The 19,586-nt window shown below is 62.2% G+C and carries 18 protein-coding genes and 1 rRNA gene; 8 read left to right on the top strand and 11 right to left on the bottom strand.

Annotation, left to right across the window (positions count from 1 at the left end; translation table 11 throughout):
• Positions 1 to 739: 739 nt before the first annotated feature.
• Positions 740 to 1,894 carry an acyl-CoA dehydrogenase family protein gene (locus KZ498_RS16435; RefSeq protein WP_312620184.1) on the bottom strand — a complete coding sequence of 385 codons (1,155 nt, stop codon included), beginning with the start codon at positions 1,892 to 1,894 and terminating at the stop codon, positions 740 to 742.
• Between the two features lie 126 nt (positions 1,895 to 2,020).
• On the opposite strand from KZ498_RS16435, the gene KZ498_RS16430 reads away from it, so the two are divergent.
• Entirely contained in the window at positions 2,021 to 2,794 is a 774-nt protein-coding gene (locus tag KZ498_RS16430; protein ID WP_312620183.1) for a hypothetical protein, read from the top strand.
• A gap of 9 nt (positions 2,795 to 2,803) precedes the next feature.
• Here the strand turns inward: KZ498_RS16430 and KZ498_RS16425 are convergent, their stop codons facing one another.
• The 10 genes from KZ498_RS16425 to KZ498_RS16380 form a co-directional block, all read right to left on the bottom strand.
• The gene (locus KZ498_RS16425; protein WP_312620182.1) at positions 2,804 to 4,456 is read right to left on the bottom strand and encodes a long-chain fatty acid--CoA ligase; all 1,653 of its coding nucleotides are present in this window, start codon (positions 4,454 to 4,456) and stop codon (positions 2,804 to 2,806) included.
• A gap of 94 nt (positions 4,457 to 4,550) precedes the next feature.
• The gene (locus KZ498_RS16420) at positions 4,551 to 5,153 is read right to left on the bottom strand and encodes a chemotaxis protein CheC (protein ID WP_312620180.1); all 603 of its coding nucleotides are present in this window, start codon (positions 5,151 to 5,153) and stop codon (positions 4,551 to 4,553) included.
• An 88-nt stretch (positions 5,154 to 5,241) separates the two neighbouring features.
• On the bottom strand, positions 5,242 to 5,634 hold the full coding sequence (locus tag KZ498_RS16415; protein WP_312620178.1) for a hypothetical protein: 393 nt from the start codon (positions 5,632 to 5,634) through the stop codon (positions 5,242 to 5,244).
• A gap of 71 nt (positions 5,635 to 5,705) precedes the next feature.
• Positions 5,706 to 6,374: an O-methyltransferase gene (locus tag KZ498_RS16410; RefSeq protein ID WP_312620177.1), complete on the bottom strand. Its 669-nt coding sequence runs from the start codon at positions 6,372 to 6,374 to the stop codon at positions 5,706 to 5,708.
• A 50-nt stretch (positions 6,375 to 6,424) separates the two neighbouring features.
• On the bottom strand, positions 6,425 to 7,462 hold the full coding sequence (locus tag KZ498_RS16405) for a hypothetical protein (protein ID WP_312620176.1): 1,038 nt from the start codon (positions 7,460 to 7,462) through the stop codon (positions 6,425 to 6,427).
• Between the two features lie 206 nt (positions 7,463 to 7,668).
• A complete protein-coding gene (gene dhaM / locus KZ498_RS16400; RefSeq protein WP_312620175.1) occupies positions 7,669 to 8,049 on the bottom strand; it encodes a dihydroxyacetone kinase phosphoryl donor subunit DhaM in 381 nt (126 codons plus the stop codon).
• Positions 8,049 to 8,759, bottom strand: a complete 711-nt coding sequence (gene dhaL / locus KZ498_RS16395) for a dihydroxyacetone kinase subunit DhaL (RefSeq protein WP_312620174.1) — start codon at positions 8,757 to 8,759, stop codon at positions 8,049 to 8,051. Before dhaL ends, dhaM begins: the two co-directional genes overlap by 1 nt.
• Positions 8,756 to 9,754, bottom strand: coding sequence for a dihydroxyacetone kinase subunit DhaK (gene dhaK / locus KZ498_RS16390; RefSeq protein WP_312620173.1), 999 nt, complete (start codon positions 9,752 to 9,754; stop codon positions 8,756 to 8,758). Before dhaK ends, dhaL begins: the two co-directional genes overlap by 4 nt.
• A 133-nt stretch (positions 9,755 to 9,887) precedes the next feature.
• Complete coding sequence (locus KZ498_RS16385) at positions 9,888 to 10,478, bottom strand: thioredoxin family protein (RefSeq protein WP_312620172.1); 591 nt, start codon at positions 10,476 to 10,478, stop codon at positions 9,888 to 9,890.
• Between the two features lie 77 nt (positions 10,479 to 10,555).
• On the bottom strand, positions 10,556 to 10,888 hold the full coding sequence (locus KZ498_RS16380; protein ID WP_312620171.1) for a hypothetical protein: 333 nt from the start codon (positions 10,886 to 10,888) through the stop codon (positions 10,556 to 10,558).
• A gap of 117 nt (positions 10,889 to 11,005) precedes the next feature.
• Between KZ498_RS16380 and KZ498_RS16375 the strand changes: the two genes are divergently transcribed.
• From KZ498_RS16375 to KZ498_RS16345, 7 genes are all read left to right on the top strand, one after another.
• Positions 11,006 to 11,500, top strand: coding sequence for an Lrp/AsnC family transcriptional regulator (locus tag KZ498_RS16375; protein ID WP_312620170.1), 495 nt, complete (start codon positions 11,006 to 11,008; stop codon positions 11,498 to 11,500).
• A complete protein-coding gene (locus tag KZ498_RS16370) occupies positions 11,497 to 12,642 on the top strand; it encodes an aminotransferase class I/II-fold pyridoxal phosphate-dependent enzyme (RefSeq protein ID WP_312620169.1) in 1,146 nt (381 codons plus the stop codon). The genes KZ498_RS16375 and KZ498_RS16370 overlap by 4 nt, the downstream gene beginning before the upstream one ends.
• 137 nt (positions 12,643 to 12,779) lie before the next feature.
• A complete protein-coding gene (locus tag KZ498_RS16365) occupies positions 12,780 to 15,272 on the top strand; it encodes a type II/IV secretion system ATPase subunit (protein ID WP_312620168.1) in 2,493 nt (830 codons plus the stop codon).
• Positions 15,269 to 17,305 carry a type II secretion system F family protein gene (locus tag KZ498_RS16360; protein ID WP_312620167.1) on the top strand — a complete coding sequence of 679 codons (2,037 nt, stop codon included), beginning with the start codon at positions 15,269 to 15,271 and terminating at the stop codon, positions 17,303 to 17,305. Before KZ498_RS16365 ends, KZ498_RS16360 begins: the two co-directional genes overlap by 4 nt.
• Positions 17,306 to 18,230: 925 nt before the next feature.
• On the top strand, positions 18,231 to 18,467 hold the full coding sequence (locus KZ498_RS16355; RefSeq protein WP_004516302.1) for a UPF0058 family protein: 237 nt from the start codon (positions 18,231 to 18,233) through the stop codon (positions 18,465 to 18,467).
• Between the two features lie 144 nt (positions 18,468 to 18,611).
• The gene (locus KZ498_RS16350) at positions 18,612 to 18,908 is read left to right on the top strand and encodes a translation initiation factor eIF-1A (protein ID WP_049909223.1); all 297 of its coding nucleotides are present in this window, start codon (positions 18,612 to 18,614) and stop codon (positions 18,906 to 18,908) included.
• A gap of 615 nt (positions 18,909 to 19,523) precedes the next feature.
• Positions 19,524 to 19,586, top strand: a 16S ribosomal RNA gene (locus KZ498_RS16345); the annotation flags it as partial.

Raw genomic sequence — 19,586 nt, 5'->3', positions numbered from 1 at the left:
GGCAGTCGCGTGGTCTGTCCGCCCCGATGTGACGGATAGAACACTTGCAGACCGGTGTGTTCGTCCGGTTCGCCCTCAGCACCGCCGCATTCCGTTTTGAAAACACTTGCAGGGTGGTGTGAACGCCGATTCACCGGAAAAACCCCCTCGAACGGGCTCTCTGGAACACTTGCAGGGTGGTGTGACTGCGTGCTTTCGCCCAGGTACGGGAAACACTTGCAGGGCGGTGTGTGAGTGGCGTCCCGAAACCGCGAATCACAGCAGGAAAACACTTGCAGCGTGGTGTTTTCGAACACTTTGCGGGCTCGTATGGGCCTGTGGGAACACTTGCAGGGTGGTGTGTGAACACGTATACACTCCTCCAGGCTGATTGTGCTCGAATCGAAAACACTCGCAGGGTGGTGGGAGAACACTTGTTTGGTGGTGTGGGGAATGCTGGTGAGCGGTGTCAGAACACTTGTGGGCTGGTGTGAGGAGTTCTGTTGAGTGGTGTCAGAACACTTGTGGGCTGGTGTGCTTGCCCTGTAGCGGTGCTGACGGTGTACTGGCCCTCTCACGGTCACCTGCATCTGTGAGGCAGGGCAATGACCAGTCTGGTCGGGACGCTGAGAGTACGTGATAGGGACTCCCGCAGCTACCAGCTAACTGCCGGAGAACACTCGTAGGGTGGTGTTGCCCACCGACCGGTCGTCGGTTGCGACGTGCCTGATCAACCGAAGGTCCCCGAGCGATACCGCCGTTACAGCGGGGCCTGTTTGTAGATGAGGTTCCGCTGGATGTCGTTGGCACCCTCGTAGATGACCGGAATCCGCACGTCCCGGTACACGCGGGAAATGCGGTTCTCCGTCAGCACGGACCGCCCCCCGTGGAGCTGCATCCCCTTCTCCGCGCAGTCCATCGCGGCCTCGGTCGCCTGGGTCTTTGCCAGTGCGGCCCAGTAACCGGCGTTCTCCTGATTAGCGACGCGCTCCGCCGCATGCCAGGTGAGCGTTCGGGCAGACTGGAGGCCGAGTTGCATGTCGGCCAGTTTGTGCTGGACCGCCTGGAACTCGTCGACGGTCTTGCCAAAGGCCTCGCGGTCGTGGACGAACTCCCAGGCTTCCTCGATGGCCGCAGCGGCGAGGCCGATGCCGTGCCCGCCGACGACGACGCGCCCGTGGTTGAAGAACTCGGCGAGCATGTAGAAGCCGGCTCCTTCGACGCCGACCAGGTTCTCCTCCGGAATCCGGCAGTCCTCGAGCACGATGTGAGCCTGCTTGGACGCCCGGAAGCCCATCTTCTCGGGGATGTGCTCGGCGTGGTATCCGTCCGCGTCCGTCGGGACGATAAACATCGAGTAGTTCCCGTATCGGTTGTTCGGGTCGTCGTCGGTCTTGGCGTACAGCGTCACCCAGTCGGCCTCGACGCCGTTACCGATCCAGTACTTCTCGCCGTTGAGCACCCACTCGTCGCCGTCCTTCTCGGCGGCTGTCGTCATCCCGGCGAGGTCACTCCCCGTCTCCGGTTCGGAGACGGCGAGGCCGGTGAGTTGGTCACCGGCGGCGACGGGCCGGAGGAACTCCTCTTTCTGCCACTCGGCGCCGTGGTCCTCGACGATCTCGGCGCCGAAACTGGCAAGCTGGAGCGTCAGCGCGATACCTGCGTCGGCCCTGTACAGTTCCTCCGCCATCGCCAGCATCTGCTGGAGGTCGTAGCCGCTCCCGCCCCACTCCTCGCCGATGTCCTGTGCGACGAGTCCGGCCTCCGTGGCCGCTTCGAGCACCTCCCAGGGGTACTCCCCGGACGCGTAGTACTCGCCCGCGACTGGTTCGATGTGCTCCGTGGCGAACTCCCGAGCCTCCGCCTTGACCTCGTGTGCGTGCTCCGGAACGAGTTTCTCCGACAGTAGATCCATAGGAAATGTCATGGTTTGTGTACTCATATACTCCGTGGAACTCTGTCAAACACCGTCGTAGTTGTTTCTCTGAAATCACTGATAATCGGCCAGCACGCTTTTGCATGGCTGTGGCCATCCTCGGACATGAACCGCCGAGACTACCTGCTTGCCGGAGCCAGCCTCGGAACCGCCGGGCTCGCGGGGTGTTCGTTTCTGGCCGCCGCCAGAGTACCGCCGCCGGACGTTCCGAAACAGCGCCTCGATGAGGGCGGCTGGACGCGAACGGACCAGTCCTCGGAGACGGTGTTCGACCGGAGCTACGGCCCGGTGTCCGTCGAGGCCGTCTCCAGCACGGTCCAGTACACCGACGAACAGTTACAGGAACGTGTCGCGGACCGCACCCTCGACCAGGTTCAGACCGCCCTCTCCGTGTTCTTCGCCACGCGGGTGGACTTCAGCCCCAATCTGGACAACCTCCCGGGTGGCGTGGGACGCGAGGAGCTGCTAACGGAGGTCAGGACGAACGCCCGCGATAGCTTCGAACAGCAGATGGAAGCCCAGGGGCTGACCGACATCGAGAAGACCGGCGAGGGGACCATCGACATCGACACCGGCGAGACGGCCGAGACAGTGGAACTGTCCGCCGTCTACCCTTTCCAGGGGATTTCCTTCAACGTGACCGAGTCGGAGGCCGTCGAGATACCGGCGAGCGACATCGACATCTCGGCGATGTTCGCCGTCTGGCACCACGGCGATTTCGTCCTCATCTCCGGGGGCGCGTACCCGGCACAGGACTTCGAACAGGCCGTCGAGAACTCCCTGAGCAACGGCATCACGGTCACCGTCGACGTCGACCTCGGGCTGGAACCCGACGCCTACCGGTCCGAAGTCCGGAATCTCGTCGCTGGCGTCCAGTAACGTCTGCTCTCACTCCGGGGCGGCGTCGTCGGGGACCCGACCCTCTACGAGTGATTCGTCGGCGTACTCGTCACGGAGCGCCTTCTTGTCGAACTTCCCGGTCGCCGTCTTCGGGACCTCGTCTATGGTGATGAAGTTGTCCGGCACCCACCACTTGGGGTAGGAGTCGAGAATGTGCTCTCGGAGTTCCGCCCCGAGGGTGTCCTCGTCGGCCGCAGCCGCTGGGACGATCATCGCGAGGGGCCGCTCCTGCCAGCGTTCGTGCGGGACGCCGATGACCGCCGCCTCGTTCACTCCGTCGTGGGCTATCAGCTCGTTTTCCAGTTCGAGCGAGGATATCCACTCCCCGCCGCTCTTGATGACGTCTTTCGCCCGGTCGACGATCTTGATGTAGCCGTCCTCGTCGACGGACACCACGTCGCCGGTCTTCAGATAGCCGTCCTCGAACTCCTGTTCGTTCGCCTCCGGCCGCTTGAAGTACTCCGTGGTCACCCACGGCCCGCGGATGTGTAACTCGCCGAAGTCCTCGCCGTTGTGGGGGACCTCGTCGCCGTTGTCGTCGATGACGCGGAACTCGAGCCCCGGCGTGATGAGCCCCTGTTTCGAGCGCTTGTCCAGTTGCGTCTGGTAGTCTGCGTCCTGGAGGTTGCTCCGCAGGGACGCGACCGCACCGACCGGTGCCGTCTCGGTCATCCCCCAGGCGTGGACGAGTTCCACGTCGTGGTCGTCGAAGAACCGTATCATCGCCTCCGGCGCGGCGCTGCCGCCCACGATGAGTCGCTCGAGCGAGGAGAGGTCGACGTCGTTCTCTTTGATGTACTCCATTAGCCCCAGCCAGACGGTCGGGACGCCGGCGGTGACGGTGACGTCCTCCTCTTCGATGAGTTTTGCGAGGTCCGCGGGTTCGGGCTGTGGACCGGGGTAGACGTGTTTCGCCCCGCCTGCCGTCGCCGAGAACGGAAGCCCCCACGCGTTGACGTGGAACATCGGGACGACGGGCATAATCACGTCGTCGTCGTCGAGTGGAATACCCTGTGGCGACTGAATCGCCATCGTGTGGCTCCACAGCATCTGCTGGGTGTACTCGACGCCTTTCGGCCGCCCGGTCGTGCCGGAGGTGTAACAGAGGCCCGCAGGGCGGTCCTCGTCGAGTTCGGGCCAGTCGTACTCCGTCGGCTGGTCGGCGATGAACGATTCGTAGGCGACGGCGTCGAGGTCCGTGTCGGGGACGGACTCGCTCATCACGATGAACTGTTCGACCGACTCGAACGAGTCCGGGTCCTCGACGGCGGCCCCTTCCAGTTTCGGCAGGAGCGATTCGTCGACGAAAATCACTTGGTCCTGTGCGTTCTCGACGATGTACTGGATGTGTTCGTCGGGCAGGAGCGGATTGATAGTGTGTAACTGCGCACCGATTCCCGGCACGCCGAAGTACGTCTCGAAGTGGCGGCTGTGGTTCCAGCAGAACGTCCCGAGCCGTTCGCCGTCACCGTAGCCGGCGTTGTCGAGCGCGTTCGCTAACTGTGCCGTCCGCTCGGCGTACTCGGCGTAATCGTGACGGACCATTCCCTCGTGCGTACGAGAGACGACTTCTGTGTCGGGATACAGCGATTCTGCACGCCACAGGAACGGTCGTAGGGTTTGTGGGCTACCTCCTGGCATATCACGACGCAGGGGCCCACGGTACAAGAAACACTGCTAAATCTTTCATGAAGGAAAAGGAGTTCATCCGCAGCGACCGCCGGCACGTCCGTCCTTACACTTCGATTTCCTGCATCAGGTCGACCAGCTCTTCCAGTTCCGGGAACGTGTACACCTTCACGTTGATGTCTGACTCCAGTGCGTGGACGCGGGAGTCGAACATCAGCGCCATCTCGTTGTCCCGGCCGCCGACGAGCTGGTCTACCATCCCGCTCCCGGGCCCGAACGTGAAGCTTGGCGTCGAGATGTCGATGGTCGTATCGAGGACGTTCGCCCAGCCGTCGATGAAGCCGCTGGTCATGATGTTGCCGATCTCCTGGATCGCCGACCGCTCCATGTCGGTGAAGCCGCTGGCGTTGGGGTCTGTCTCACCCATATCGCCGATCATCCCGGTGGCGAGGTCCTTCGCGCTGGCGGCGTTGAACAGGAACAGGATGTGGCCGTGGGGCTTCTCGACCATCTCGATACTGATACCGATCTGCTTCTCGTCGCCGACGTGTGTCTTGATATCCGGAATGTCGATGAAGTTTATCTTCGTAATCTCCATCTCCGTCTCCATCCCCGTCATCTGGCTGAGGTGGTTCGCAACGGTGTTCCCGCCCTCCTTAGCCATCTGATTGAACAACCCGAGCTTCCGAATATCTATCATCAGACTCATTCGTTGGGACCAGCGTTGCCGCTCAGTTATGCGGCCTCCTACATAAGCTATGCACCCGCATTTTCGTCGGCGAGAATCGGAGAGGCGGTCAGAACTGTTCGGCCGTATCGATACCGATAACGATGCCACACTCGTCGGCGTCGAAGTTGTCGTCCCCGTGAACGGATTTGGCGAACAGGAGCTTCGCCTGCTCGGTGTGTGCGAGCCTGACGCCGGCCGCGACGTCCCCCTCGAACCCGAACTCCGAGAGGAGTTCATCGCAGACGGCGTCCGAGACGCGGTACGCCCGCGTACCGTCGACGGTGACGTAGTCGAACGTACGCTCGAACTGACTGTGGCGTCCGATGAGGTCCGCGTGGAGGACGACCAGCGCGTCACACAGGTCCTGTTCGTCAATGCCCGCCCATTCGGCCGCACGCTCGATGACGGCGGTGTCCAGTCCCGATTCTGTCGACGCGGTGCCGGTGTCTGCTTTCGCCATCTTTCATGCTAGTCATCAACACACATGATAATAGCGTTTGGGTGAGACCGCGACAGCGGCCCCGGTGTGCATCACGCCACGCGGACGCTCACGGCGACGCCCTCACCGAGTGGCAGCAGTCCCGTCTCGAACGCCGGGTCGTCGCCGACGCGGTCGAGATACGCGGCGATGCCGCGACTGGTCTCGTTGGCGTCGATGTCGTTTCCGGCCAGCAACGCCTGCACCTCCTCGAACTCCAGTGGCCCGGCCTCGATCATGTTGTCGGCAACCACGGCCCCACCGACCGGCACCTTCTCCCGGACGGCCTCGAACGCCTCGACGTACCGGTGTTTCTCGTTGTCGATGAGCACCACGTCGAACGGGCCGTCGTAGTCCTCGACGGTTTCGATGGCGTCCCCGTGCTCGAAGGCGGCCCGGTCGGTGAATCCGCCGCGGTCGAGGAACTCGCGGGCCTCCGCAAGTTCGTCGGCGTCGACCTCTGTCAACACGATCCGCCCGTCGTCGGATACGGCGGGGGCCATCCAGTACGCCGAGTAGCCAAAGCCGGAGCCGAACTCGAAGACACGGTCGGCGTCGACCATCCGGGCTATCAGGCGGAGCCACCCGCCGACTGCGGGGCCGACCGTCGGGAACCCCTCCCGGTCGGCTTTGGCGTCCATCTCTTCTATGACCGGATCGCTGACCGGCGCTATCGTACGGGCGAACTGCTCCGTAACCTCCGGGAGCGGCGTCTCGTCCATGTCAGGCTATGCCGGCAGCGGTGACATAAATGAGTGGGTGGCCGCCGGGACTACCCGAGTTCGAGGCGTTCGACGTACTTGATTACCGATTCCAGCGCGGGATTGGGATAGTACTCGACAGTGTTCGTCTCGGTCTCGTAGGCGAGAATGCCGAGGTCGTCCAGCCGCGGAAGGTGGTTGTGTGCCAGCGACACGCCCACTTCGTCGCGTGACTTCGGCGTCGCCCTGGCCGGGATGGCCTTCTCGCGTTCGTAGACGCGGTCCACGAGTTCCTCAAGCGGGACCTCGTGTTCCGACCGGTCTTTCAGGTGATACAGGAGACTCCGTCGTCGCGGGGCGGAAAGCAGCTCCAGAACCTGGTCGAACGAGTAGGGGATCGGAATCGTCTCGGGTTCCTCCGGGTCGCCCTTCCTGACGCCGCCGGGCGGGGTGACGGTGTCCCGGAACGTGGGCGTCTCGTCTGCGTCCTTGGATGCCGTGACGGTCCAGCCGTGGTCCGGGAGGTACTCGTACACAACGTCATACAGCGGCCGGAACATCTCGACTGTCTCCTCCGTGTGGGCTTCCGGGTCCATGTGATGGTGGCTCGAGACGCCCATGTCGGCACACTGACGGTTCAGCGTAGTCACCAGCGCGATGACGCGGTCACGCTCCCAGGACTCAAGCAGTTCAGTCAGCGAGTGCAGGCACAGCAGCAGCGGCGCATCTGCCTGTTCCAGTCGGCCGAGATGGCGAGAGACGCACACGCCGATGTCTATCGGCTCCACCGTCTCGGGGAGGGTATCGAGTGTCAGTGACGGGAACGCGCCGGACGCTGCCGCCTGTGAGTTGGCCGGTAACTCGCTGCCGGCGTCGATGATAATCGCCTCCTCGGGCATCTCGTCGTCGAGGTGCTGTTGCCACAGCGAGAGGCGGGAATCGGGCGACTCAGACACTGTAACACAGATGGCTTTCGATTCACTGGCCCCCTGTTCGGTCAGGAACCCGGCACACCCCTCTCGTTCGGCATCGCTCGAACCGCGTGCCAGCACCAGAACGGACGCGGCCCCGTCCAGAGGCTGGTCCGCTGTCCCACTCCTGGAGGTCATTACGTGTTGTATCGTATCAGGAACCATAAAACCATCAACAAATAAGAGTTACTACGGTATTTGCTACCAGCTCACTCGGAAATCGCAACTGTGAGTGCTGGAGCGGGGTCGAGCCGCTGGACGAGATTTGGCCGCCAGGTTCCCCGGTCCGGTTCCCGGGGTGTGGCTTCGCCGGCCGTGGCGGGAAACTGGTGTCCCGGTCGGTCTCAGAGCTTGTCGACGTCTCTGGCTGCTTCTGCCTGGTCCCGTACGGAACCCAGCGTGGCGTCCGGGCTGGTTGCAGCCACCGCCGCGTTGACTGCTCCCTCCAGCACGGGCGCATCCGCTATCACGGCCTCGACGTCGCTCATCTCGATAGCTACCTCGGCGTTCATGACGGCGCTGCCGAGGTCGACGAGGACGACGACGCCGTCGCCGTCGTCCGCCGCGGCGAGTGCCGCTTCGATGTCGTCGGGGACCGTCCCGATTCCACCGTCGCCGTCGCCACCGACCGGTTCGATGTTCGTCTCCCCCGCCATCTCCGCGGCTATCTCGGCGATGCCCTCGGCAGCAGTGTGACTGTGGGAAACGACGACGAGCCCAACCATCACTCCTCGGTCGCCTCCGCGTCGGGAACCGTCGGAGAACTGGCGTCGACTGACGGAGCCTCGCTGTCGAGACGAGCCGCGGCCGTCCTCAGCAGTTCCTCCAGTATGTACAGCGTGCTCGTCGCCCCCGGGTCCTGGTGGCCGACCGACCGCCAGCCCAGATACGACGCCCGACCCTTGGCGGCCCGGATGGGGACGGTGAACGCCACTCCCCGCTCCGCCGCTTCGACGGCTTTCGCGAGCGCTTCAAGCGGCGGCAGGTCGTCCGTCTCGACGGATTTCTTGAACGTGTGTACCGCCGGAACGAGCGCGTCGACCATCGTCTTGTCCCCGACGCTTGCACCACCGCGGTCCCGGACCTTCTCGGCGTACGTTTCCGCGAAGGCGACGGCCGATTCGGCGGTGAGCCCGCCGTCCAGTTCCGCGCTGGCGAACACGAGCGAGCCGCCGTACAGCGGCCCCGACGCCCCGCCTACCTCCGACAGCAGCGTCTTGCCGGCGGTCTTGACGACCGTCTCGACGTCCGGGTCGTCGAGGGCGGCGACCGCCTCGGCCGCCGCCTGCCACCCGCGGGCCATGTTGCCGCCATGGTCGGCGTCGCCGATTGCGGAGTCGAGGTCGGTGAGTCGCTCCCGCTCGGCCTCGATTCTGGCTGCGACGTTCTCGACGGCCGCGACAGCAGCGGCCCCAGCGTCGTTTTCCGGGCTCATCGGATCGTCAGGGCCGGTGTCTCGGCCGGCGCGCCCAGCAGCGTTTTCAGTTCCTCGTCGACCGCACAGACCGTGATGGAACAGCCCGCCATGTCCAGCGAGGTCATGTAATCTCCCACCCACGCGTCCCACGTCTCGATGTCCCGCTCGCCGAGAAGCTCCTGGAGCCGGCGGTTGACGACGAACAGCTCCATCTGTGGCGTCCCGCCCATCCCGTTGACGATGGTGACGACCTCCTGTCCGGCGTCCAGTTCGAGGTCGTCGAGGACGGCCTCCGTGAGTTCGTCGGTAACCTCGTCCGCGGACATCGTCTCGGTCCGTTCGACGCCCGGCTCGCCGTGGATGCCGATGCCGAGTTCGATCTCGTCTTCGCCGAGGTCGAAGGTCGGCTCGCCCTTTTCCGGAGTGACACAGGAGGTAAGCGCCATGCCCATCGTCCCGACGTTGTCGACGACCTTCTGTGCGACGCGCTGGACCTCGTCGAGACTCCCGCCCTCGGCGGCCTTCGCGCCGGCCGCCTTGTGGACGAGAATCGTTCCGCAGACGCCCCGGCGGCCGCTCGTGTACAGCGAGTCCTCGACGGCCACGTCGTCGTTGACCACCACCTCGGCTACCTCCGTCCCCTCCATTTCGACCATCTCCCCGGCCGTCTCGAAGTTCATGACGTCGCCCTCGTAGTTCTTGATGACCAGCAGGACGCCCGCACCGCTGTCACAGGCATCGATCATCGCTTCGAGTTCGTCGGCCGTCGGCGAGGTGAACACTTCTCCGGCCGCTGCGCCGTCGAGCATCCCTTCGCCGAGATAGCCGGCGTGTGTCGGTTCGTGGCCGCTGCCTCCGCCGCTGACCACCGCGACCTTGTCGTCTACCGGCGCGTCGTCCCGGACCAGCACCTGTGTGTCGGGCAATCGACGAACGGTGTCGGGGTACGCCGCGACCATCCCGTCGAGCATTTCGTCGACGACCGTCTCCGCGTCGTTGAGTAGCTTCTTCATGGTCCATGTTGACGGATGGCTCACCACTGGATAAAACTACCCGTGGCCGGCCATCCCACGCTGGAGAACACAGCTCTCAGGGTCACCGGCAACGAACCCGGCCCCGACGCACTGCTTACCCCGCCCGTCCCGGTCAGACGTCCCAGTACGCCGGTTCGTTACCGGGCTTCCACTTTATCGAACAGCCCCTGGACGGTTTTTCTGCGGCTGTAATCTGTTCGCCGTCGAGCAGCGTCTCGACGTGTGCGGCCATCTCCCGCTCGCTCGGTTCGTCGTCGGGGTTCGGTGCGTCGTCGAGGCGGCCGTGGTACGCCAGCTTGAACGCCCCGTCGTCGTTCCGGAACAGGAACGGATCGGGGGTACAGCGGGCGCCGTACGCGGCTGCGACGTCCTGGGACTCGTCGAACAGATACGCGTCGTACCCTACCTCCCCGCGGTCGACGAGTTCCTGCATCCGCTCGAAGGAGTCGTCGGGGTACTCCTCGGGGTCGTTGGCATTGACCCCGACGACAGCCAGGTCGTCGTACTCCGTCGCGAGCCGGTTCAGCTCCTCGACCTTCGCTTTCGCGTACGGACAGTGGTTGCACGTGAACACGACCAGCAGTGCGTCCCTGTCCGCGAAATCCGACAGTTCGTGTGTCGCCCCGTCCGCTCCCGGTAATTCGAACGACGGTGCTTCGTCCCCACGCCCGAGCACGTCGGACTCCGAATCGAGTGAAACCATCGCCTCTCACTACGACTGTCGCCGCTAAAAGTCCACGGACACAGTAGAACATCTCGCTGATCTGGGCGCTTTGGTCCTCAATTGTCCACTTCTCCGGCTGTCGCCGCCGCAGTATCGAATGCCTCCGCCGCCTCGAACGCGGCACTCCCGTTGTCGACGGAGAACAGCGTCTCCTCCCCCTCCGCTTCGTGCTTCTCCAGCAGTCCGACCGTCACTAGCTCCTCGAGTGTCCCGTCGAGGTACAGCGTCTTCAGCGAGACGCCGGCTGCTTCGCTCAGCGCAGTTTTCGTATACGTCTCGTCCGCGTCGAGCCGGAGTATCGTGTCGATTACTGTCGCCGCCTTGTCGTGATTCGCGACGTGTGCCCATCCCGTTGTGGAATCCGCCCGCCCGCCACCCTCTTCGAACATTAACCGATGCCTAACCCTGAGAGATATTAAAAGTGTCTGGTGGGTTCCACCGCCGACGGTGCGACGCCCTCCCACTATTGAGCAAGGCTTTTGTCCGCGTCACTCCCCTGGCACTGTATGAGCAGTCGCCGCGAGATACTCGACCTGCTACGGGAGAACGCTCGCTACACGACCGAGGACATGGCTCGGTTAACGGATTACTCCGAGAGCGAGGTAGCCGAGATTATCGACGAGTTCGAGGAGGCAGGTATCATTCGCGGCTATCAGGCAGTCGTCGACTGGAACGCGGTCGAAAGCGACGAGGAACGGGTCCGCGCCACCGTCGAGCTCAACGTCACGCTGGACCGTGAAACCAGCTACGACGACATCTCCGACCGGATTGCGAAGTTCCCGGAGGTGACCTCTCTGCGCCTCGTCAGCGGTGATTACGACTTCGACCTGGAGGTCGAGGGCGATTCGATGCGCGAGGTCTCGCATTTCATCAGCGACAAAATCGCGCCCATCCCCGAGATCACCCAGACGGTGACCCACTACATCATGGAGTCGTACAAGGAGCAGGGGATGGAGTTCGACGACCGCGACGACGACGACCGGCTGTCCGTCTCACCATGACCTTCGAGGCAGCAGACAGGGTCGACAGCGTGCCGCCCTCGGGCATCCGTCGGTTCTTCGAACTGGCCGAGGAGATGGACGACATCATCTCGCTCGGGGTCGGCGAACCGGACTTCTCGGCCCCGTGGGCGGCCCGTGAAGCCGCTATCGCGTCGCTCGAACGCGGTCAGACCTCCTACACCGCCAACCGCGGGAAACGGGAGCTCAGGGAACGCATCGCGGACTACGAGGCCGCAACGCACAGTCTGCAGTACGACCCGGACGAGGAGATTCTCGTCACGGCGGGTGCGAGCGAGGGTCTCGACCTCGCCTTCCGGGCGCTGCTGAACCCCGGCGATTCGATCGCGATTGCCCAGCCCTGTTACGTCTCGTATGTCCCCGGCGCGACGTTCGCCGGCATCGACGTTGTCGACGTTCCCACACGCGCGGAGGACGAGTTCAAACTCACCCGGGACGTCCTGGAATCGTCCGGTGCGGCCGAGGCCGACGCCCTCGTGTACTGCTATCCGAACAACCCGACCGGGGCGACGATGACGGCCGAGGAGATGGCGTCTGTCGCGGCCTTTTGCCGGGAGAACGACCTGATCGTGTTCGCCGACGAGATATACGCCGACCTCACGTACGAACACGACCACACGTCTATCGCCACCCTTCCCGGGATGCGCGAGCGGACCGTCGTGTTCAACGGCTTCTCCAAGGCCTTCGCGATGACAGGATTCAGGCTGGGGTACGCGATGGCCCCGCCGGAGGCTATCGAGGCGATGAACCGCATCCATCAGTACTCGATGCTTTCGGCCCCGACGACGGCCCAGCACGCCGCCATCGAGGCACTCGACAACTGCCGCGACGAGGTCACGGACATGGCCGCCCAGTACGACCGCCGGCGGAAGTACGTCCTCACGCGCTTCGACGAGATGGGTCTGGACTGTTTCCCCGCGGCCGGGGCGTTCTACGCGTTCCCGGAGTGCCCGTGGGACGATGCCGGCGAGTTCGCCGAGAGTTTGCTTCAGGAAAAGCGGGTCGCCGTCGTCCCCGGAACCGCCTTCGGCGAGGGCGGGTCGGGCCACCTGCGAGTGTCGTATGCGACCGGTCTCGGCGACCTCAAAGAGGCGATGGCTCGAATCGAGTCGTTCCTCGATTGATAAGTAAGACCGGCGAAACATTCAGTAGGGTCCACTTACTACCGTAAGGAGACCGTGATACGAACAGCCGGAACTTCTTTTTCAGTGACAGTTGGTGGGGGTAAAGTTTTTTCCCACCTAACGGGAGATGAATAACAATGGCCATCGATGACACAGGGGGAGGTGAGTCAGATCAGGTCAACAGTGGCGGGCAACTGACTGACGAGCCTGCACGGGTCGGCGAATACACGTGGGACGACCTTCGCCGGGAGGTACACGATGGGGGCCGGTTCGACCGGAGCGCATACCTCGGCTTCGAGCCGAGAGAACTAAGCCAGCGACTCGAAGACGCCGCGAGTGCCGGCAAGACACTGCACGCGCCGTTCGAGGAGTACTTGGACCCGACCACGACGCCAGTCGCGAAAGGCGTCTACACCTGGGAGCATTTCAAACAGGAGTACTACTACGAGGACGGCAGTCTCCCCCGTGACAGTGATGGTGAAGCAATCCCCTTCGACGGAAGTGAGTATCTGCAGTTCGACCCCGAACACACGGAAAACAGACTGTCTGCCGCCGAAGACATCGCGAGTGAACTGCACGAGTACGTTGACGACAACACCGTCGACGTGAACCCGGAGCTAGACGAGGACGAATTCTTCTCGACGCGAGACGGCCACACGACTGTCGTCAACCGCTACGACCTGGAGAAAGCCGTTCCACAGTCGAAGAAGTCCCACTTCAGTGAACTGGAGCGGTACTGGGTCAACAAGCCCTACGCCTGCGTCATCATCTTCCACTCCCGGAAGGAAAACGAGAAGAAGTACTACGTCATCGAGCCGTACCTCACCGATATCGAACTCGACCTCCGCGAGTTCCTCTCGGGCAAGCTCAAGACCGCAATCAAGTACTCCGAGGACGACGTCATCGTCCAGGGGACCGACGCCGACCGGGCACAGGTCATCCAGCGAGAGGCCGAACAGCTCCTCTCGCGGTACGACCTCTACAACGGGTCGGTCTCCGGAGGCGACGAAGAGAGCGTCCTCGGTCAGGTCAAGGAGCTGTTCGGGATGGAAGACGAAACGCAAAGCGAGACCACGGGACAGCTCTCCGGCATCTCGACCCGTCCGGAGCCGGCCATCCTCGAAGACGACGAGCCGAAGCTAAACGAGTACCAGGTCGAGAAGCTGCTGTACATGCTCAAGCGGGACTTCGTCGGCTACGCCCGTATCGACGGCGTCAAACACGACATCAACGTCGAGGACATCTCCTGTGACGGGTACAACTCCCGGGTGTTCGTCTACCACACCGACTACGAGCAGATAATCTCGAACGTCGAACACGGCAAGGGCGAACTCGACGACTTCGTCGTGAAGCTCGCTCAGCGTTCCGGGAAGGGTATCTCGAAGCGCCAGCCACAGGTCGACGCCACGCTGCCGGACGGGTCGCGTGCCCAGCTGACCCTGGGTCGGGAGGTGTCCGACCACGGGACGAACTACACCATCCGGCAGTTCAAAGACGTGCCCTTCACGCCCATCGACCTCATCAACTGGAACACCTTCTCGCTGGACGAGATGGCGTTCCTCTGGCTCTGTATCGAGAACAACAAGAGCCTCATCTTCGCCGGCGGTACCGCCTCGGGGAAAACGACGAGCCTGAACGCCGTCTCGCTGTTCATCCCCTCGAACTCCAAAATCGTCTCCATCGAGGACACGCGGGAGGTCGAACTGCCACAGCGAAACTGGGTGGCAAGCGTCACGCGCCCCTCGTTCGGCGAGGACGACAAGGGCGACGTCGACGAGTTCGACCTGCTGGAGGCCGCGCTCCGCCAGCGCCCGGACTACATCGTCATGGGCGAGATTCGTGGTGAGGAGGGTCGGACGCTGTTCCAGGTCATGTCGACGGGCCACACCACCTACACCACCTTCCACGCTGACTCCGTCGGCGAGGTCATCAAGCGGTTCACGACCGAACCGATCAACGTCTCGAAGACGCTGTTTACCGCACTCGACCTCGTCTCCATTCAGACCCAGACCCGGGTCGACGGCAACAAGGTCCGCCGGAACAAGTCCCTGACAGAAATCAACGAGTACTCCGCCGAAAACGACGAGATCAACGTCCGGGACGTCTACGAGTGGCGCGCCGAGACCGACGAGTACATCCAGATGGGGAACTCCAACACCCTCGAAGAGATCAAGTTCGACCGCGGGTGGACCCAGGAGAAACTCGACGAGGAACTGTTCAAGCGCAAGGTCGTCCTCGCGTATCTCATCGACAAGGGGCTGAACACCTACACGCAGGTCGCGGCGACCATCCAGGCGTTCATCAACGACCCCGACACCATTCTCACGCTCATCGCCAACGACCAGCTCGAACTGTCACTCGAGGACCTCCGGGAGATGGAATCGGTCAAGATCGATATCGACCCGGAGAAAGAGGAGATGGTGCCCCGGCCGGACGCGCCGTCGGAGATGGTCGAGGAGACCAAGCAGGTGCTTGACAACGCCCAGCCGCTTTTCAACACGTACAAGAGCCGCGAAACGCCGGACATCGTCTCGGCGTTGATGGACGGGTCCGAGGAGAGCTCTGACGAAGACAGCATCGACTTCGGCCAGTTCGTTCCGAAGGCCGGTGCGGAGGCAGATAGCGAATGAGCCTCGACACACCGAGCCAGCAACAGGTGGGCAGCGGCGGTGCGCTCGGTGACACGTTCTATCCGGCGTACCAGATGGTGTTCGACGACGAGGGGGACTTCGTCAACAGCGTCGAAAACAAACTCGGCGAGGCCCGGATGGCCGACAACGTGGAGATGTTCCTCGCACGTGCGCTCGCAGTCGGTGTCATTGCGGGACTGGCGCTGTGGCTCGTCGGCACGTTCCTCGGCTATCTGCTGGTCCAACTGCTGTTTGCGGGCGGGGAAGCCCCGACGCTCATCGGGATTCCCGTGCCCGAGAACGTCTCGGCGATTCTGGCCGTGCTGAAACTGCCTTTCCTCGTCCTCTTGACCGGCGTCGTCTTCGGTGCCATCGGGTTCGGTATCGGGTTCGGTTCGCTGGTCTCTATTCCGTACTTCCGCGCGAGCGCGCGCGAGCGAGAGATCAACGTCCTATTGTCCGACTCGATTTCCTACATGTACGCGCTGTCCGTGGGCGGGCTCAATCAACTCGAAATCCTGCAGTCCATGGGGAAGGCCGAAGACACGTACGGCGAGGTCGCAAAGGAGTTCCAGTCCATCGTGCTGGAGACGGAGTATTTCGATACCGACTACCGGACGGCAGTCCGGAACCAGGCGCTGCAGACGCCCTCAGACGAACTGTCACAGTTCCTGACGGACATGCTCTCTATTATCAACTCTGGCGGTGACATGACCTCCTTCCTCGAAGACCAGAAGGAAAAGCACATGCGAACCGCCAGGCAGGAACAGGAGAAGATGCTGGAGACGCTGGAGCTGTTCGGCGAGATGTACATGACACTCTCGCTGTTCCCACTTTTGCTCATCATCATTCTGGTCATCATGTCGATGATGGGCAACGCCCAGAAGTCGCTCATCTACGGCACCGTGTACGGGCTAATCCCCCTGACGGGCCTGGGCTTTCTCGTCCTCGTCTCGACTGTCACGCAGGATTCTATCGGGGACGGCTACCTGCGTTCGAGCCCCGGCGAGAAGGAACTCGTCGTCGACGAGGGCGTCGGCGTGTTCAACCTCGGGCTCATCGAGAGCTACACGGGGACCTACAGCGTCTTCGACCGGATCAAGAGCCGGGAGGGGACTCACGAACTCCTCGCTATCCTCAAACGGCCGGACCTGTTCTTCCGTGACCACCCGCTGTTGGTGCTGTGGCTGACGGTCCCGCTGTCCATTCTCGCTATCGTCGCGGCTATCGTCATCGGCTGGGCCCCGCTGTCTCTGGACGGGATGATCGCCGTCCCGGTCCGCTCGACGTTCTTCTGGGTGTACGTCCCGATGTATATCAACTTCATCCCGCTGATGGTCTTCTACGAGTGGAACCAGCGCTCGCGGAAAGCCATCATCGGGAAACTCTCGGAGAACCTCCGGAAGCTCGCGTCCGCTAACGACACTGGGATGACACTGCTCGAGTCGGTCAAGGTGGTCTCCGAGACGTCCTCCGGGAAGCTCTCCGAGGAGTTCGAGACGATTCACGCCAAGGTCAACTACGGGACGAGCCTGAAAGACGCCCTCCGGGAGTTCAACAACAAGTACCACGTCCCGCGGCTGGCGCGGACGGTCAAGCTCATCGCGGAGGCACAGGAGGCCTCCAGCCAGATCCAGGACGTGCTCTCGACGGCGGCCCAGGCCTCGGAGAACCAGGACGACATCGACCGGGATCGGAAGTCCCGCACGCGGATGCAGACGGTCATCATCCTGATGACCTATCTGACGCTGCTTGGCGTGATGGCGCTGCTGAAGACGCAGTTCCTCGACGTGATGGCCGGGCTTGCGACGGAGGCCTCCGGGTCCAGCAGTTCGAGCGCGCCCGGCGGCGGGTTCGGTGGCAGCGTCGACACGGAACTGCTGTCGATGCTGTTCTTCCACGCGGTGACGCTGCAGGCGCTGCTGTCGTCGTTTATCGCCGGCTACATCCGGGAAGTGAAACTGGTCGCCGGCGTGAAGTTCGCGGTCATCCTGTCGTCGATTGCACTGGTGGTGTGGATCGCGGTCGGATAGCCGTGAGTCGATTCCGTTGTATGGGTAGCAGGGCGGTGGGATATGGGTTCGAAAACACAGGCGCTGCTGGACGACGCTGCGGGTGGCGAGCGCCTTTCTCGTGACGGTACTCGGAGTCTCCGCGTTCGGTGTATAGACGGCGTGTACGCATCCCCAGATGGCTAGCGTGGCTAATCTCTTACGGACAGACAGAGAACGTCTCTCCTCGCGGATTATCTGACCGAGAGGCGCCACTACGCCATAACCCCACAGGCGGGGTAGCACCCGTCCCGCAACGTCGTCACGGATGTCCTTCGCGACCGAATGGGAATACACGACCCAGAGGGTACGCCGGTTTCACCATCGCCACGAAGTGTCCCAAGAATCCGCAGATAACCGCTAATGCCGACTCTGCTACTGTCTGCAGGGAACAGACCTGCCGCTGTCGGATACTGTACTACTGAGGGGTGAGAAGGCCGTTATGCAGCAGCCGTCAGCGCGGCGATGAACGACCATCGTGTTCCGCTGTTTGCTTCTTCCTGTTTCGCCATAGCCGTAGTCTCGTTTCGTGGGTGTTTCCAGTTCATTACGAACATAGTTATGTGCCCCACAGGTAAGAAGTGTTCGAAAACTAATATATTGTCGTGGTCTTTCGTGATTGAGAGCTCTTCGCAGGCCAGCAGAGCCCTCGATAGCTGCCAGACTCACTCCGGGCGCCAATGATACCCATTTGTCATGACATCGCGCCCCTGCTTGGTTTAATATTAGGCCAAAATATTCGAATCTTTCATACGATATCCGCTATCGTATATACAGGCGATTATACGTCGGTATCCAGTTCTATATCTGCATCTGAGATTGGTGAGAGTTGTAGCCGAACGATAGCTACGTGTGAGTCGTTGGCAAGGTAGTACTATTACCCTCCACTCCATACGATGGGACACTAATGAAAAAGCAGGAACTCATTCACCTTCACAGTCTCCTCGCGCAGGTACAGCACCACTACGAGCACGAAGCAGACACGAGCGTTGAGCACGATCTGTATGCCGACCTGGGTGTCAAACCGACATCGATCCACAAGTCGAAGACGGACCACAAGGAAGCGGTGTTCGCTCTCGCGTCCGGACTGACTGATGCGATGGCAGAGGAAGCCGACGAGCCACAGGCGCTGACTGCCGACTGAGCCGGCCCGTACTGTTCTCATCGGTTCACATTTCTCGGTAGCAATCGGTCAGTCACGGCTCTGGGATGGCTGTTAGGCCGACTGCATGGTACACGCTATCTCATCTCTCAAACGACTTATACGGGAGGCCGCCGTATTTATATTGTGAGCGACGATTCAGGGCGGCGGAATCTCCGCATGCCTACAAACGACGAGATGTTTGCAGTGGTAACAGAACACCTTGGCGGGAACCACGTCCGCATTCGCTGTGAGGACGGCGAAACCCGACTCGGTCGGATTCCGGGCCGGATGAAGTTCCGGACCTGGATTAACGAGGACGACATCGTTCTCGCCGAACCGTGGGACTGGCAAGACGAGAAGGCCAACATCGAATGGCGCTACAAGGGGCAGGATGCCGACCAGCTCCGTTCGGAAGGCCACATCGATTCACTGACCGCCTGATTTTACCACTGTACACGCGTCTGGTTCGCGACAACTCCGAGAGAGTTCTCTACCGTGATCCGGGGCTATCCCCGGTCAGATCGCTGGGCTGTCACGCGTCCCGACTGGAGCTCCCCATGCGCTTCGGCTGTTTACTGACGGGTTCGTAGCACTCCCGTTTGATATATAATGGCTGACCGGAATTCCTGTGGTTCACCCGATGTCAGAATTCAAATACAAAGACCGGTTGGCTTATCGACAGCCTAGCGTAGTCTGGCGATTATCCGTGTCACGCCATCACGTTACGTATGCGTCGTGTGTGTCCTACACAGGGCAGGTGCGAGACGATTCATTTATGTGTTCCCCCGTCTTCTGAACTAATGCGAAGGTCGCACCGGGCAGCGAGCCCGGGTCGACACCCCAACGCCTCCGTCGAGGTGGCCTGGGTCATTCGCTTAGAGCACGAGGCCATCCTGGCTCCGTGCTCGTGTATGAGGATTCCACCCCTGCGGTCCGCCGTTAAGATGGAATCTGATGTGAGCCCACGGACCCATGCAGTAGTCAACACTGGCGTAGGAACCAGTGTGTTAGCTTCCGACGGAGTGCAACCACTTCCGCCGCTGACTTAGTCAGCACATTCCGGTTGATCCTGCCGGAGGCCATTGCTATCGGAGTCCGATTTAGCCATGCTAGTCGCAC

The sequence above is a fragment of the Haloarcula sp. 1CSR25-25 genome (genome assembly GCF_032027985.1).
Taxonomy (GTDB): Archaea; Halobacteriota; Halobacteria; order Halobacteriales; family Haloarculaceae; genus Haloarcula.
This window is presented reverse-complemented; position numbering and strand designations above follow the sequence as displayed.

Bases quoted from the DNA above. Each gene is read 5' to 3' on its own strand.
- KZ498_RS16435 (WP_312620184.1), bottom strand. From the start codon at position 1,894: ATGGATCTACTGTCGGAGAAACTCGTTCCGGAGCACGCACACGAGGTC.
- KZ498_RS16415 (WP_312620178.1), bottom strand. From the start codon at position 5,634: ATGGCGAAAGCAGACACCGGCACCGCGTCGACAGAATCGGGACTGGAC.
- KZ498_RS16410 (WP_312620177.1), bottom strand. From the start codon at position 6,374: ATGGACGAGACGCCGCTCCCGGAGGTTACGGAGCAGTTCGCCCGTACG.
- KZ498_RS16405 (WP_312620176.1), bottom strand. From the start codon at position 7,462: ATGACCTCCAGGAGTGGGACAGCGGACCAGCCTCTGGACGGGGCCGCG.
- KZ498_RS16380 (WP_312620171.1), bottom strand. From the start codon at position 10,888: ATGTTCGAAGAGGGTGGCGGGCGGGCGGATTCCACAACGGGATGGGCA.
- KZ498_RS16370 (WP_312620169.1), top strand. From the start codon at position 11,497: ATGACCTTCGAGGCAGCAGACAGGGTCGACAGCGTGCCGCCCTCGGGC.
- dhaM (WP_312620175.1), bottom strand. From the start codon at position 8,049: ATGGTTGGGCTCGTCGTCGTTTCCCACAGTCACACTGCTGCCGAGGGC.
- KZ498_RS16360 (WP_312620167.1), top strand. From the start codon at position 15,269: ATGAGCCTCGACACACCGAGCCAGCAACAGGTGGGCAGCGGCGGTGCG.
- dhaK (WP_312620173.1), bottom strand. From the start codon at position 9,754: ATGAAGAAGCTACTCAACGACGCGGAGACGGTCGTCGACGAAATGCTC.
- KZ498_RS16355 (WP_004516302.1), top strand. From the start codon at position 18,231: ATGAAAAAGCAGGAACTCATTCACCTTCACAGTCTCCTCGCGCAGGTA.
- dhaL (WP_312620174.1), bottom strand. From the start codon at position 8,759: ATGAGCCCGGAAAACGACGCTGGGGCCGCTGCTGTCGCGGCCGTCGAG.
- KZ498_RS16425 (WP_312620182.1), bottom strand. From the start codon at position 4,456: ATGCCAGGAGGTAGCCCACAAACCCTACGACCGTTCCTGTGGCGTGCA.
- KZ498_RS16365 (WP_312620168.1), top strand. From the start codon at position 12,780: ATGGCCATCGATGACACAGGGGGAGGTGAGTCAGATCAGGTCAACAGT.
- KZ498_RS16375 (WP_312620170.1), top strand. From the start codon at position 11,006: ATGAGCAGTCGCCGCGAGATACTCGACCTGCTACGGGAGAACGCTCGC.
- KZ498_RS16430 (WP_312620183.1), top strand. From the start codon at position 2,021: ATGAACCGCCGAGACTACCTGCTTGCCGGAGCCAGCCTCGGAACCGCC.
- KZ498_RS16420 (WP_312620180.1), bottom strand. From the start codon at position 5,153: ATGAGTCTGATGATAGATATTCGGAAGCTCGGGTTGTTCAATCAGATG.
- KZ498_RS16385 (WP_312620172.1), bottom strand. From the start codon at position 10,478: ATGGTTTCACTCGATTCGGAGTCCGACGTGCTCGGGCGTGGGGACGAA.